We start from the raw sequence: 13823 nt of genomic DNA, 5'->3' as shown, positions 1-13823 counted from the left end.
CCCGAGGTGGCCTGATGATCAACTTCCTTGCGAACTGAGATGGTAGTGGCGGTTGCTACCCTGCCCCAGCACGCCCTGGGCCAGCAGATGCTGGAACACCCGGTCCACCTCCTCCAGCGACAGCGACAGCGCCTGTGCGACGCTGCGCTTGCTGCACTTGAGCTCGCCGCTCTCCAGCGCGCTGCGCACCTGCTCCACCACCTCTGGCTCGGGCTCCGGCCGGCCGGGCAGCTGCTGCGCCATGGCAGCGGCCTCCGCCTGCTGCAGCACGATCTGTTCCCGCTCGCGGTCCCGCTGCCACAGCCAGCTGCGGCGAAAGCGGTTCTCCTCGCCGATCAGACTGACGAAGAAGGCGCCGAACACGTCGAGCAGCACCGAGAGGAAGCAGACCAGCAGAAACTGCACCTGGCTGATGCTCATGCCCACCCCGTCCGCCAGGCTGCTCATCAGCCCCAGCATGGAGGATTGTTCGTTGACGGGCTTGGCGTCGCGCTCCTGGCGCAGCTCGTCCTGGCGCAGCCTGAGCTTGGTGTTGGCCTGCTGCAGGCCGCTGACGCCGCTGGAGATGCGCGCCATCTCGATATACTTGCGGGCCGCCTCCTCGTTGAGCTGGATCTGCCGCTCTATGCTGGCGATCTGCTCGTCGAAGCGGGCGATCTCCCGCTCATGGCGCGCCTGCTGGTTGAGGATTGTGTTGGTGGCGCTGTTGATGCCGCCTATGCTGCCGCCGATGGAGATGGCGGCCAGCACGCTGTAGAACAGCAGCGACCAGAAGGCCCCGCCCAGATCGCGACGCGCCTTGCACTCCCCGTATTCATACCAGACGTAGAACTTGCCCAGTTCGAAGATGATGGCCAGGCCACCGAACAGCCACTTCATCAGGGGATTCTCGTCGATGGAGAGAAACAGCAGCAGAGAGAAGACGATGGAGGCCAGAATGGCCAAGCCGGTAAAACTGTACACCGTGGTCAGTGCGAACCACCCCTTGGGGTAGCGCAGCACGGCAGAAGCCTGTGTGGTCATGAGAAAGCGGGCGCGATATGCAGGAAAAGTTGGCTGCCGATTATAGTCAGCAGACTCCTCGAGAGAAGGACAATCACCATAATTGCACCAGATCCTTGGTCAGTTGCCCAGAGTGCGACCAAAACGGACAAATCGACCGCAAAAAGTCGATACACTCACTGCCGACTCTCGTAGCATGGGAGATTGAGCCTGATTCTGCCCGGATTCAGCAAGACTGGCATACACTGACCCGCAACAACCAACCACCGAGGCCACAATGAACCGAACGACTAGCTTGTTACTGCCCCTGCTTCTGGTTGCCGGCGCCGCGCTGGCAGCACCGCAGTATGAGGAGGAAGGTGGTACGGCATTTTCCGTCGATGCACTAACCTTCAACCTGGACTGGGATGACAAGCAATTTGGCTGGTCATCGACCAACTGCTTCGAGCCGGGAGTGAACGATGGCACCCAGACGCCATGCCGGGAAAGCAGGGTCAGCTTCGACGATGAAGAGCACCGCAATGATCCCCCCGGCAGCAACCAGATGCCCGCCACCCAGGGCACCGGCCAGTAACCAAGGAGAACTTTCGTCATGACTCATTCAACCATGTTCAACAAAGGCGCCCTGCTGCTCTCCCTGCTGTTGGCCAACGGGGTTGCCTTTGCCGCCCCACCCCACTCCAAGGATGGCGATGGCATCCGGCTCTCCACCGACAACATCAAGCTGAACGTCGACTGGGATGACAAGGAGTACGACTGGTGGCAGCACAACTGCCTGGATCTCGGCATCGGTGACAGCCGCATCAAGCTCAACTGCGACAAGATCGACGGCAAGTACCGGGATCACTACAACCGCAGCATCCATAGCGGCAACAACCCGGGGCAGGGACATGACAAATTCAAAGAAAAAGACAAGGGCCACGGCAACAAGAAGCACTGATCTGACTGCCGTCGAGCATGAACAAGGGGCCCATGGCCCCTTGTTCGCTTTTCCTACCAGTAATTCTCGGCACTGATGTTGCCGGGGGCCCGCCGCAGGTTCTTGGCCAACCCCAATGACAACAGGGTCTGCTGGGTCTCCTTCACCATGGCCGGGTTGCCGCAGATCAGCACCTGGCTCAGCGCGGGAGAAAATTCCAGCCCCACTCGCGCCTGCAGGCGACCATCGGCGATGGCCGCCGGGATCCGCCCCTCCATCGCTCCGGGCCAGCTTTCACGGCTGACGAAGGGGACGTAGCGAAAACGCTCGCCATGACGCTCGGCAAAGCTCGCTATCAGATCCCGATAGCTCAGCTCCTCCCCCTTGCGCACCCCGTGCACCAGCACCAGATTCTCGAAACGGGCAAAGGCTTCCCCGTCCGCCAGCATGGAGAGGAAGGGGCCGATGGCGGTCCCGGTGGAGAGCAGCCAGAGATCGCGTCCGGCCGGCACCTCGTCCAGGGTGAGAAAACCGGTCGCCAGGGATTGCACCAGCAGGCTGTCGCCCGCCCGCAGGGAACCCAGGGTCGGAGTCAGCTCCCCATCGGGGATCTCGACGAAATAGAACTCGTGGTAGGGAGTCGAAGGCGGATTGACGAAGGAGTAGGCCCGCTGGACGCGGCGTTCGCCCTGCTCGAGGGCCAGTTTGGTGAATTGCCCCGCCTTGTAGGGGGCCAGCTCGGCCGCCACGCGCAGGGAGAACAGGGTGGGCGTCCACTCGATGCGTTCAAGGACGCGACCTTCGACCCAGGCCATAGGGATCTCCTCCAGAGGAACAGGTCTTTACTCTACCCCCGGGCCTGAAAATAAAAAACCCGCGCAAGTGCGCGGGTTTTTTCTGCAAAAGCGAATCGCTATTACAGGGCAACAACCTGGATCTGTACGGTTGCTTTAACGTCAGCGTGCAGCTGAACAGCAACTTCGTAGTCACCGGTGTTACGCAGAACGTTGCCCATGCGGACTTCGCTCTTGGCAACGGCTACGCCGGCAGCAGTGATGGCTTCAGCCACGTCACGGGTACCAATGGAACCGAACAGCTTGCCTTCGTCGCCAGACTTGGAAGCGATAACCACGGTAGCCAGTTCGGCCAGCTTGGCAGCACGCTCTTCAGCAGCAGCTTTGTTGGCAGCCAGTTTGGCTTCCAGCTCAGCGCGACGAGCACCGAAAGCTTCGATGTTGGCCTTGGTGGCCATAACAGCTTTGCCTTGCGGGATCAGGAAGTTACGGGCGTAACCAGCTTTCACGGAAACTTGGTCACCCAGACCGCCCAGTTTGGCGATTTTGTCGAGCAGGATAACTTGCATTACCTTTCCTCTATAAATTTCGTTGAGTTAGGCTTAAGTGCCGGACCGATTCTTACTTGTTGTGCAGATCGGTGTACGGCAGCAGAGCCAGGTAACGAGCACGCTTGATGGCGCGTGCCAGCTGACGCTGATACTTGGCGCGGGTACCGGTGATACGGCTCGGTACGATCTTGCCAGATTCAGTGATGTAGTTTTTCAGAGTAACGATATCTTTGTAGTCGATCTCGGTAACGTTCTCGGCGGTGAAGCGGCAGAACTTACGACGACGGAAATAACGTGCCATGGCCTTTATCCTCTAGTCAGTGATCCAGAATTACTCTTCGGAAGCAGCTTCAGTAGCTTCTTCGCGGCGCTCGTCGTCACGACGGGTGAAGCGCTCTTCCTTGGCCTTGGCCATCGGAGAAACTTCAGTCACGGCGTGCTTGGTGCGCATGATCATGTTGCGGATAACGGCATCGTTGAAGCGGAAGTTGGTTTCCAGCTCATCGATAACGGCTTGCTCTGCTTCTACGTTCATCAGAACGTAGTGGGCTTTGTGCAGTTTGTCGATCGGGTAAGCCAGCTGACGACGGCCCCAATCTTCCAGGCGATGAATGGTACCACCGGAGGTGGTGATGGCGCCGGTGTAACGCTCGATCATGCCAGGTACTTGCTCGCTCTGGTCCGGATGAACCATGAAGACGATTTCGTAATGACGCATTTTAGCTCCTTACGGATTAATTCAGCCTCCGCCCAGGTGCAGCCAGACCTCGGAGGCAAGGAACATAATGGTGTTTAGACGCTGCTTTTCTAGGGCGGCGTATTGTACGAAATCCCATCCTTCACTGCAACCAGCCACCGCCGATGTTTTTATCTATGGGAACAATACAAAACATCAATTGATAATAATTATCATTTAGATCTATTCTATCTCCATGCACTTATGGAGGCTGATACCATGCAACCCGCGCTGACCACGGCCATCCCGGCCCGCAAATTCAAACTGACCCTGCTCGGGCCGGCCTTTATCGCCGCCATCGGCTACATAGATCCGGGCAACTTCGCCACCAACATTCAGGCCGGCTCCACCTTTGGCTACCAGCTGCTATGGGTCGTGGTGTGGGCCAACTTGATGGCCATGCTGGTGCAGACTCTCTCGGCCAAGCTCGGCATCGTCACCGGCAAGAACCTGGCGGAACACATTCGCGACCGACTGCCCAAGCCGGCGGTCTGGGCCTACTGGGTGCAGGCGGAGATCATCGCCATGGCCACCGATCTGGCCGAATTCATCGGGGCCGCGGTCGGCTTCAAGCTGCTGCTCGGGGTCACCCTGCTGGAAGGGGCCGGCATCACCGCCGTGGTCACCTGGGGGATCCTGATGCTGCAGTCCCGCGGCCAGAAACCGCTGGAGTTCGTGGTGGGCGGCCTGCTGCTGTTCGTGGCGGCGGCCTACATCGTCGAGCTGGTGTTCTCTCGCCCCCACCTGCCGAGCCTGCTGGAAGGGGCCCTCTTCCCCGGCCTGCCCAACAGCGACGCCGTCTATCTGGCGGCCGGGGTGCTCGGTGCCACCGTGATGCCGCACGTTATCTACCTGCATTCGGCACTGACCCAGCACACCCAGGATCAGGGCTCGGTCCCCCAGCGGCTGCACACCACCCGGGTCGACGTGGCCATCGCCATGACCATCGCCGGCTTCGTCAACCTGGCCATGATGGCCATGGCCGCGGCCGCCTTCCACAGCTCCGGCAACCAGCAGGTGGCCGAACTGGAGTCCGCCTACCAGACCCTGACCCCGCTGCTGGGCCAGGCAGCTGCCACCCTGTTCGGCCTCTCGCTGGTTGCCTCCGGTATCAGCTCCACCGTGGTGGGCACGCTGGCCGGGCAAGTGGTGATGCAGGGCTTCGTGCGCTTCACCATCCCGCTCTGGCTGCGCCGTGCCATCACCATGGCCCCCGCCTTCGTGGTGATCGCCATGGGGCTCAACACCACCGAGATTCTGGTGTTGAGCCAGGTGGTGCTGAGCTTCGGCATCGCGCTGGCGCTCATCCCGCTGCTGATGCTGACCGGCGATCGCGCCCTGATGGGGCAATATCGCAACCACCCGGTGACTCAGGCGCTCGGCCGCCTCATCGTCGCCCTGGTGATCGGGCTCAACGCCTACCTGCTGGTCGCCATGATCTAGCACTCATCATCCTGCCTCCGGACCGGCTCATTAACCGAGGTTAATGAGCCGGTCTGCGCTTTGACGTATGCTGGCGGCTCTCTTCCTCTTCGATCTGCGGGAGCCATCCATGTCACATACCCGAGCCAGCTTCGTACTGGGCCACCATCAGGAGCAGGCCAGCGTCATCTGCTGCCAGAGCGGCGACACCAGCCTGCTGGTCACCGACCTCACCCCCTTTCATCCCCAGAGCCACCTCTGGCCCGATCAGCCGGGTGACGTGGGCACAGTGCGCTGGGAGGGTGGCGAAGCGGCCGTCGGCCCCTGCCGCATGGGGGCCATCAGTCCGGATGGGGAGCTGTTCGTCGACCAGGCGATCCCGGTCAAGCGGGGCGCGGAAGGGTGGCGTTTCGTGGTGGTGCACCCGCTGGCTGGCCACTGTGCGCTACCGGTGGGCAGTCAGGTGACGCTGCAAGTGGATGCCGAGGCCCGTCACGCCCTGAGCCTGGGCCACAGCGGCTGCCACCTGGCGGCACTGGCGCTCAACCGGGCGCTGATGCCTTACTGGCGCAAGGAGGTGAGCGAGCGGGACGCGCTGGAGCAGCCGGATTTCGATCGTCTCGCCATCCAGACCTCGCGGGTCGAGCCCAATGGCTCGCGCGAGCAGTACCGGATCGGCAAGAGCCTGCGCAAGAAGGGGGTCAACAGTGAGGCCCTGCTGGCGGATCTGGCGCAGATTGAAGCGCATATCAATCGCCAGCTGGCCGACTGGCTGGCAACCGGAGGCGAGATCCGCCGCAGCCGGGCCGGCGAGTCGATCATCGACTCCCGTTACTGGCACTGCCCGCTGGAAGGGCGGGAAGTGACCATTCCCTGCGGCGGCACCCATGTGGCCACGCTGGCCGAGCTGGGACGGATCGAGACCAGCCTCACCGCCGATGCAGAAGGGTTTGTCATGATGACCCGGGTCTACCCCTGAGGGCGTCCGAACTCGGCGACCAGCGCGTCGATCAGGGCGCGCACCCGGCGCGGCTGATGCCGCCCGGAAGGGTAGACGATCTGCAGCCGTGATGCCGGGGCTGCGAACTCGGGCAGGATCTCCACCAGGCGGCCACGGCTCAGATCCTCCCCCACATCCCAGCGGGACTTGAGGCAGATCCCCTCCCCCTGCAGACACCACTGGCGCACCAGATAACCGTTGTTACTGATGCGCCGCCCCTGCACCATCACCCGCTTCACCACGCCCTCGACCTGAAAAGACCACCAGCGCTCCGGATGTTCTCCGAAACGCATCAGCAGGCAGTCATGATCGGCAAGCTCTTCCGGATGGCGGGGCTCCCCCTTGCGCGCCAAGTAGGCGGGTGAGGCACAGACGATCCGGCGGTTCTCCCCCAGCGAGAGGGTGCGCAGTGTGCTGTCGGCCAGCTCTCCGTAGCGCAGGGCCAGATCGATCCCCTGCCCCACCAGATCCAGATAGCCGTCGGTCAGGTTGAGATCCAGCGTGATCCCTGGGTGTTGCGCCATGAAGCGATCGAGCAGCGGCACCAGCCGGCTGATCCCCAGATCATGAGGGGCGCTGATGCGCAGCAACCCGTTCATTTCATCCCCACCATCGCGCAGACGGCGCTTGAGCCCCTCGGCCTGGGCCAGCAGATGGCGCCCCTCCTCCAGCAACAGGCGCCCCTCTTCGGTAAGGCTGATGGAGCGAGTGGTTCTGCTGAGCAGGGTCGTGCCGTAGTAGCGCTCCAGGGAGGCCAGCCGCTCCGAGACGGTTGCCGGGGAGAAGCCCAGCTCACGCCCCGCGGCGGCCAGCCCCCCTTTTTCCACTATGACCAGGAACAGATTGAGGTTCTCGAGCATGATTGTATTGATAATCCGAATTATGTTTTAGATTTTGCGGCAATTATCAAAATACACCGTCACATCTATCTTCTCCAGCAGACACAGGCGCGGATCCCCCGCCGTCTCAGAGAGGAACATTGCCATGGCATTTCATCAACACACCCTGTCCCTTGTCATCGGTGGCCACACAGGTATCGGCCGCGCCGTCGCCGATGCCCTGCGCCAGCGCCCCGGTCAGGTCATCGTCGCCAGCCGCAAGAGCGGCCTGGATATCACGGACCAGACCTCGATCGATAACCTCTTGACCGATCTGGGCCAGCTGGATCACCTGGTCATCACCGCCGGTTCCCAGGCGCCTGGTGGGTCGCTGCTCGAGCTGGATCTCTCGGCGGCCAAGGCGGCCTTCGACACCAAGTTCTGGGGCACTCTGGCGGTCATTCGCAGTCTGGCACCGCATATGGCCCCCGGCGGCACCATCACCCTCACCACAGGGTTCCTGGCCCGCAAGACAGTGCCCGGCACCCTGATCAAGACCACCATTAATGCCGCGCTCGAGGCCGCCGCCAGGCTGCTCGCCCGTGAGCTGGCCCCCATCCGGGTCAACGTGGTCAGCCCGGGGCTGACCGATACCGAGGCCTACGCCGCCATGGCGCCCGAGGTGCGAGAGGCCATGCTGGGCCGGGCAGCCGCCAGCCTGCCGGCCGGTCGGCACGGCCGCGCCGAAGATCTTGCCGCCGGCTATCTGCTGGCCATCGACAACCCCTTCATGACCGGCGCCACCATAGATATCGATGGCGGCGCCCTGATCAACTGAGGAGATGAGCATGAAAGAGCCCAACACGCTCCCGGCCCGGATCTGGATCCTGACCCTGAGTGCCTTTGCCATCGGCACCGCGGAGTTCCTGATCGCCGGCATCCTGCCTCAGGTGGCTGAATCGCTGGGGGTCACCACGGGTCAGGCGGGCAACCTCATCACCGCCTATGCCCTGGCCATCGTCTTTGGCGGCCCGCTGCTCACCCTCTGGCTGGCCCGCTTCGAGAAACGTCGCGTCCTGCTGGCACTGATGGTGCTGTTTGTGGTCGCCAACCTGATCGCGGCCTTCAGCACCGACTACGTCACCCTGATCGTGAGCCGCATCCTGGCCGGCCTGACCCAGGGCCCCTTCTATGGCATAGGTGCCGTGGTCGCCACCCGCATGGTGAGCGACAAGATGGCGGGCCGCGCCGTCGGCCAGATGTTTGCGGGCCTGACCCTGGCCAACGTGCTGGGCGTGCCGGCGGGTGCCTGGATAGGCAACGCCTTCGACTGGCATACCACCTTCCTGGTGGTCGCCGGGCTGGGTCTGCTCTCCATGCTTGCCATCGCCCTCGTCATCGAGCGCCAACCCAGGGAGAACGCCACCTCCATCAGCCAGCAGCTCGCCGCCTTCCGCAGTTGGAACCTACTGGCCAGCCTGCTCTTTACCGTACTGGGCTGGGCCGGCTTCATGACCCTCTATGGCTACATAGCGCCGCTGGCAGAAGAGGTGGCTGGCTTCGAACGTTCCGCCATCACAGGCGTGCTGGTGGTCGTCGGGCTGGGCCTGGTGCTGGGCAACAACATCGGCGGGCACAGCGCCGACCGCAATCTGCGGCATTCCCTGCTGGTGTGGCCACTGCTGACCATTCTGGCCCTGCTGCTGGTCGGCGTGGTGGAGCACTACCCATGGCCTTTCCTGATCGCCACCTTCCTGTTTGGTGTGGCCACCTTCGCCAATCTGCCCGCCATGCAGATGCGGGTGATGAAATATGGCCGGCAGGCCCCGGAGCTGGCGGCCACCGCCAACATCTCGGCATTCAACATCGCCAACGCCTTGGGCGGAGTGATCGGTGGTGCCGTCGTCGACAGTCAGCTGGGACCGGCTGCCCTCCCCTTCTTCGCGGCGCTGGTACCGGCCCTGGGGCTGCTGTTCATCCTGACCCAGGAGCGAAGAGGCCGGCCAAAGGCCCTGGCCTGCTAGGCGACGACCCCTTCACCCGCATTCCGAGCCGACAGGAGGCCATATGACCATACATGCCATCGACCACGTCACGCTTCGCACGGATCAGCTGGAGCAGACCATAGCGTTTTATCGCGATGCCATCGGCCTGCAGGAAGGGGGGCGGCCCCCCTTTCCTTTTCCGGGTTGCTGGCTCTACGCAGGAGGGCACCCCCTGCTGCACATCGTCGCCAACAACACCCAGGGCGAGGGACTGACCGACTATCTGGGGAAACGGGAGACGGAGCAAGGCAGCGGCTGCATCGATCACATCTCGCTGAGCGCCTCGGATCCTTTGGAGACGCAGGCTCGCCTGCTGCGACTGGAGGTGCCCTTCGTCAGCCGGGTCATCCCGGAGCGCAACGAGCTGCAGCTCTTTCTGAGGGATAACAACGGGGTGCCGGTCGAGTTGCTCTTCACCCAGACGGACATAGACCAGCACGACAACCCAACGACCGGGGGAGATAGGGATGAGTAACAGACGACATTTCATCAAAAGCGCGATCGCCATGGGCACCCTGGCAGTGGCGGGGCGTGCCTTGGCAAGCCCCCGCTCCCCCTCGGGCCAGGGAGTTGGCCCCCAGCTCAGGCTCGGCATCACGGCTCTCTCATTCCACCGCATGGCCGGGGCCCTGGTGACTGCCGTTCTGGAGCAACGGGGCTACCGGGTCACCCGCAGCCACGCCCCCCATGAGGCCAATTTTGAACGGCTCGCCAGCGGCGAGATCGATCTGCTGGCCTCCGCCTGGCTGCCTGCCAGCCACGGCATCTACAAAGCCGAGGTCGAGAAGCGGGTGGCCGTGCGTGAGCTGGGGCTGCACTACCAGCCCTATGCCCTGTGGGGCGTCCCTGAGTATGTTCCCGTCGATCAGGTGGCCGAGGTCGCCGACCTGCTGCGCCCCGAGGTGAGACGGCGCATGACCCCGCAGATCCAGGGGATCGGGCCGGGGGCTGGCATCAGCCGCTTCTCGCGGGAGATCATGAAGGTGTACGGGCTCGAGCAGGCGGGTTACCGCTTCCTGAACGGGACACAGGAGCAGTGTCTGGCCGCCTTTGAGCAAGCCGTGGCCGAGCAACACTGGGCCATCGTGCCCCTGTGGCGCCCCCAGTTCCTGCACGCCATCCATCCCATCCGTGAGTTGAAAGAACCCGGAGGGCTGCTGGGCGGGGTCGACAGGGCCGTGCTGCTGATACGGGAGGATCGCCTGGACAAACTGGACGGCGCCACCCTCACAGCGCTGGACAAGCTGCGCTTTGGCAACGAGCTGATAGAGCGCCTCGACTATCGGGTCAGCCGGCTCGGCGAGCCCCTCGACCGGGTCGCCCGGGAAGCCATTGCCGCCTTGCAGCAACCAGCCTGATGTCGCCGCCGCCGGCATCCAGGTCGGGGGCGGCCGTCAGCACCGAGGGGGCAGGCCCCTAGCCGAGGCGGATCAGCAGGATCCCGCCCAGGATAATCAGGGCGGCCAGCAGCCTGACCCGCCCCAGCGTCTCCCCCAGCCAGCCCCAGGAGAGCAGCACCGCAAACAACACGCTGCTCTCGCGCAGGGCCGCCACCAGGCCGATGGGTGCCTTGGTCATGGCCCAGATGACGATACCGTAGGCCAACAGCGACAGGGCGCCACCGATGGCGCCGCTGCGCCACGCCGCAGGCCCCAGCTCGCGCCAGGCGGTGCGACTCTGCCAGCGCATCAGCAGCGGCATCATCAGCGCGGTGAGGGCGAACAGCCAGAGGGTGTAACGTATCGGCTCACCGGCCGAGCGGGCTCCCGCCCCATCGGACAAGGTGTAGGAGGCGGTAAACAGCGCCGTGATGAGTACCGCCTGCAGCGCGGCCGGTGCCAGCCGCAGGCCACCGCGCCACGCCATCAGCAGCACGCCGCTCACCAGCACCACGGCTCCCGTCACCGCCACCATTCCCGGCACCTCCCCCAGCAGCAGGGCACCGAACAGCAGGGTCACCAGAGGGGCACTGCCCCGGGCCAGCGGATAGATCTGGCCAAACTCACCCAGCCGGTAGGCTCGACCGAGAAAAAGACAGTAGCCGCAGTGCAGCAGGATGGAGAGCGTCAGCCAGGGATATTCGGCCGCCACCGGCCAGCCCACCAAGGGCAGCAAGGGAGCGGCAAACAGGCCGGAGCAGAGAGAGACCAGCAAAACGCTGACTCGCCCCTCGGCCTGGCGTTTGGCCAGCGCATTCCAAAGCGCGTGCAGCAGGGCGGCCAGCAGGATGGCAGCAAAGATGGTAGGGGTCACGACAGGGTTCCGATAGCAACAGGCCGCCCAGCATAGCCGGTTTGCCCGGCCATGACAGAGAGCGGTCTCATAAGATGCCGGCTTTTCTCACCCATCGGCCTGCTGCCGATGGGGATGTCATCAGCGCAATCGGCGCTGCCAGTGAATGGCCAGCAGGATGAAACTCACCCCGACCCAGAGGTTCCACGCCGGGATCTCGCCAAACAGCCAGACCCCCAGCAGCACCACGAACATCAGGCCGGAATACTCGGTCGCCGCGATGCGGTTGGCCTCCACCTGACGATAGGAATAGAAGCAGCTGGCGTGATAGAGCAGCTGCATGACGCCGCTGCCGCCGATCAGCACCAGCAGCCGCCAGTCCACCGGCTGCCACTGACCCACCGCCAGACCCGCGGTCAGCGGCATGGCCAGCAGGTTGGCCCAGAACAGGGTCGCCACCACCGAGATCCCGGCCGGCAACTTGCGTCCCGTGATGTTGAACAGCGCCAGGGTGAAGGCGGTCACCAGGGCGCCCAGCCCGGCCAGATGGAAATCCCCCGGCCGCAGCACGAACACCACCCCGAGCAGCCCCATGCCGCTCAGCAGCCAGACTCTGGGGTGGATCTTCTCCTTGAGCAGCCAGGCCGCCAGCGGCAGCGTCAGCAGCGGGGAGACATAGAAGATGGCGTTGGCCGTGGCCAGCGGCAGCTGGGTCAGAGCCAGCATCATGCCACCGCCGCCGAGCAGGCAGAGGTGGCCGCGCAGCAGGTGCCACTTCCAGGCACCCAGCCCCCAGGCCGAGCGCGGCACCCGCAGCATGAAGGGCAGCAGCACCAGCAGGGTCAGCAGCTGGCGCAGGAACATGTATTGGAAGGGGCTGAAACCGGGGCCGATCAGCTTGACCAGCACGTCGGAGAAGGCCTGGGCCAGATTGCCCAGCACCAGGGTGATGATGGCGAAGGTTTGCAGGTCCAGTGCGAACCGCTTGCGCAACAACTCCATCAGCGACAACCGCTCGTGTGACGAACGCAAATAAAATGGCTCAACGGCTCAATCGCTGAATCTTGTTCTGTATTAATGGGGTAAAAGACCATTTTTAAAACCTATCCATCAACTGTTGCCGATTAATCACTCAGAGGGTACCCACTAACATGGCGCCAGGCACCCGTTTTCTTTACTACCTCAAGACATAATAATTTCATTGTTATGCCTAAAAGGCATTAAGAGGAGCTCATGCCGATATGGGGAATGTCATCTTCCAGATAGGGTTCACCCACGGCGGTGAAGCCGTGACGGCCGTAGAAGCCCTGCAGGTGCGCCTGAGCCCCCAGATAGATGCTGACCCCGGGCCACAGCCGGGCACACTCCTGCAGTGCCTGCTGCATCAGACGGTGGCCCAGGCCATCGCCTCTCGCTTCGGGGGCAGTCACCACCCGGCCGATCACCACCTGCTCACTCTTGGCCACACCGGGCGCCATCAGCCTGGCATAGGCCACCAGTGCCCCATCCTGCCAGCCGAGCAGGTGCAGTACGTCGGGGCGCTTGTCGACGCCGTCCAGATCGAGAAAGACGCAGGTCTGCTCCACCACGAAGACCCGGGATCTCAGGGTGAGCAGTTCATAGAGTTCGTTGACGTCGAGTTGTTCGAAAGATTTGAGAGACCAGTTCATGGGGATTCCTTGCTCATGATGAGAAGGGCAGCATAGCCAGCCGCACGCAGGCCGGCATTAACCTTTGTTAAGATCCTTCAGCCGTTTGCGAATGCGGCTCAGGCTGATGGGGGTGATGCCGAGGTAGGCGGCGATCTGGTGATCGGGCACCCTGGCCTCCAGAGCGGGAAAACTGCGCAGAAAGTGCTGATAACGAGCCTGCGGGCTCTCGGTCAAGAGCAGCAGCTCCTTCTCCTCCTTGATACGCAGCTGCACCGCCAGCAGATGCTGATACCAGGCGGGCCAGCAGGAGAGCGTGCGCAGGTCGGCCAGATTGAACAGCAAGAGCCGACAGGGCTCCAGCGCCTCTACGCTGTAGCGGGCCGGCTCGCCGCTGAGCAGGTGGTGGAAGTCGAGAAACTCGTCCCCCTCCCAGTAGAACTCCTTGATGTACTCGCGGCCATCTGCCAGCACCACCTTGGCCCGCAGCAGCCCCTGCTCCACCATCACCAGCAGATCGGGTCGATCGCCAGCATGCCAGAGACAGGCACGGGGGCTCAGGGTCAGCGGCCGGGCAAAAGAGAGGAGGCGCGCGGCCTCCTGCTCATCTGTGACCCGATCCCGGCAAAATGGGGGTCTGTCCATTCAGCTCGCC

The 13823-nt window shown here is 63.2% G+C and carries 18 protein-coding genes; 8 read left to right on the top strand and 10 right to left on the bottom strand.

All coding sequences use genetic code 11. The features are described from left to right. Window positions 1-18: 18 nt before the first annotated feature. Entirely contained in the window at window positions 19-1023 is a 1005-nt protein-coding gene (locus AB5Y81_RS01250; RefSeq protein WP_026141415.1) for a hypothetical protein, read from the bottom strand. Window positions 1024-1297: 274 nt separating this feature from the next. On the opposite strand from AB5Y81_RS01250, the gene AB5Y81_RS01245 reads away from it, so the two are divergent. Further along, on the top strand, window positions 1298-1576 hold the full coding sequence (locus AB5Y81_RS01245) for a hypothetical protein (RefSeq protein WP_017780241.1): 279 nt from the start codon (window positions 1298-1300) through the stop codon (window positions 1574-1576). An 18-nt stretch (window positions 1577-1594) separates the two neighbouring features. Further along, window positions 1595-1942: a hypothetical protein gene (locus tag AB5Y81_RS01240; protein WP_010635110.1), complete on the top strand. Its 348-nt coding sequence runs from the start codon at window positions 1595-1597 to the stop codon at window positions 1940-1942. 53 nt (window positions 1943-1995) lie between these two features. On the opposite strand, the gene AB5Y81_RS01235 is transcribed toward AB5Y81_RS01240, so the two are convergent. The 4 genes from AB5Y81_RS01235 to rpsF form a co-directional block, all read right to left on the bottom strand. After that, window positions 1996-2736 (bottom strand): ferredoxin--NADP reductase, encoded by a 741-nt coding sequence (locus AB5Y81_RS01235; RefSeq protein ID WP_042051409.1) that lies wholly within the window; start codon window positions 2734-2736, stop codon window positions 1996-1998. Window positions 2737-2837: 101 nt separating this feature from the next. After that, window positions 2838-3284 carry a 50S ribosomal protein L9 gene (rplI, locus tag AB5Y81_RS01230; RefSeq protein ID WP_005308892.1) on the bottom strand — a complete coding sequence of 149 codons (447 nt, stop codon included), beginning with the start codon at window positions 3282-3284 and terminating at the stop codon, window positions 2838-2840. Window positions 3285-3336: 52 nt separating this feature from the next. Continuing rightward, on the bottom strand, window positions 3337-3567 hold the full coding sequence (gene rpsR, locus AB5Y81_RS01225; protein WP_005308890.1) for a 30S ribosomal protein S18: 231 nt from the start codon (window positions 3565-3567) through the stop codon (window positions 3337-3339). Window positions 3568-3597: 30 nt separating this feature from the next. Further along, window positions 3598-3984, bottom strand: a complete 387-nt coding sequence (rpsF, locus tag AB5Y81_RS01220; RefSeq protein WP_005308887.1) for a 30S ribosomal protein S6 — start codon at window positions 3982-3984, stop codon at window positions 3598-3600. Between the two features lie 237 nt (window positions 3985-4221). Between rpsF and AB5Y81_RS01215 the strand changes: the two genes are divergently transcribed. Then, complete coding sequence (locus tag AB5Y81_RS01215) at window positions 4222-5445, top strand: Nramp family divalent metal transporter (protein ID WP_026141721.1); 1224 nt, start codon at window positions 4222-4224, stop codon at window positions 5443-5445. Between the two features lie 67 nt (window positions 5446-5512). Then, window positions 5513-6403 carry a hypothetical protein gene (locus tag AB5Y81_RS01210; RefSeq protein ID WP_279484862.1) on the top strand — a complete coding sequence of 297 codons (891 nt, stop codon included), beginning with the start codon at window positions 5513-5515 and terminating at the stop codon, window positions 6401-6403. On the opposite strand, the gene AB5Y81_RS01205 is transcribed toward AB5Y81_RS01210, so the two are convergent. Next, window positions 6394-7284, bottom strand: coding sequence for a LysR family transcriptional regulator (locus AB5Y81_RS01205; RefSeq protein WP_042008753.1), 891 nt, complete (start codon window positions 7282-7284; stop codon window positions 6394-6396). The two genes, AB5Y81_RS01210 and AB5Y81_RS01205, sit on opposite strands and share 10 nt — an antisense overlap. A 124-nt stretch (window positions 7285-7408) precedes the next feature. Here AB5Y81_RS01205 and AB5Y81_RS01200 point away from each other — a divergent pair, with 124 nt between their 5' ends. From AB5Y81_RS01200 to AB5Y81_RS01185, 4 genes are read left to right on the top strand one after another with little or no spacing between them, the layout of a single operon-like run. Then, the gene (locus tag AB5Y81_RS01200) at window positions 7409-8080 is read left to right on the top strand and encodes an SDR family oxidoreductase (protein WP_279484863.1); all 672 of its coding nucleotides are present in this window, start codon (window positions 7409-7411) and stop codon (window positions 8078-8080) included. Window positions 8081-8090: 10 nt separating this feature from the next. Then, entirely contained in the window at window positions 8091-9266 is a 1176-nt protein-coding gene (locus tag AB5Y81_RS01195) for an MFS transporter (protein ID WP_279484864.1), read from the top strand. A 43-nt stretch (window positions 9267-9309) separates the two neighbouring features. After that, window positions 9310-9762, top strand: coding sequence for a VOC family protein (locus tag AB5Y81_RS01190; RefSeq protein WP_017780248.1), 453 nt, complete (start codon window positions 9310-9312; stop codon window positions 9760-9762). A gap of 31 nt (window positions 9763-9793) precedes the next feature. Further along, the gene (locus tag AB5Y81_RS01185) at window positions 9794-10645 is read left to right on the top strand and encodes a glycine betaine ABC transporter substrate-binding protein (protein WP_341536319.1); all 852 of its coding nucleotides are present in this window, start codon (window positions 9794-9796) and stop codon (window positions 10643-10645) included. A gap of 58 nt (window positions 10646-10703) precedes the next feature. On the opposite strand, the gene AB5Y81_RS01180 is transcribed toward AB5Y81_RS01185, so the two are convergent. The 4 genes from AB5Y81_RS01180 to AB5Y81_RS01165 all read right to left on the bottom strand — a co-directional run bounded on the left by AB5Y81_RS01180 (window position 10704) and on the right by AB5Y81_RS01165 (window position 13813). Next, window positions 10704-11540 carry a DMT family transporter gene (locus AB5Y81_RS01180; protein ID WP_139396699.1) on the bottom strand — a complete coding sequence of 279 codons (837 nt, stop codon included), beginning with the start codon at window positions 11538-11540 and terminating at the stop codon, window positions 10704-10706. Window positions 11541-11660: 120 nt separating this feature from the next. Then, window positions 11661-12521, bottom strand: a complete 861-nt coding sequence (locus AB5Y81_RS01175; RefSeq protein WP_010635120.1) for a DMT family transporter — start codon at window positions 12519-12521, stop codon at window positions 11661-11663. Window positions 12522-12739: 218 nt separating this feature from the next. After that, window positions 12740-13189, bottom strand: a complete 450-nt coding sequence (locus tag AB5Y81_RS01170; protein WP_005308863.1) for a GNAT family N-acetyltransferase — start codon at window positions 13187-13189, stop codon at window positions 12740-12742. A 57-nt stretch (window positions 13190-13246) separates the two neighbouring features. Further along, the gene (locus tag AB5Y81_RS01165; protein WP_005308861.1) at window positions 13247-13813 is read right to left on the bottom strand and encodes a Crp/Fnr family transcriptional regulator; all 567 of its coding nucleotides are present in this window, start codon (window positions 13811-13813) and stop codon (window positions 13247-13249) included. Between the last annotated feature and the right edge of the window lie 10 nt (window positions 13814-13823).

Source organism: Aeromonas sp. s2, from assembly GCF_040907935.1.
In the GTDB taxonomy this organism is placed as follows: Bacteria; Pseudomonadota; Gammaproteobacteria; order Enterobacterales; family Aeromonadaceae; genus Aeromonas; species Aeromonas dhakensis.
Note: the sequence above shows the minus strand (reverse complement) of the source record. Positions and strands in the feature narration are given on the sequence as shown.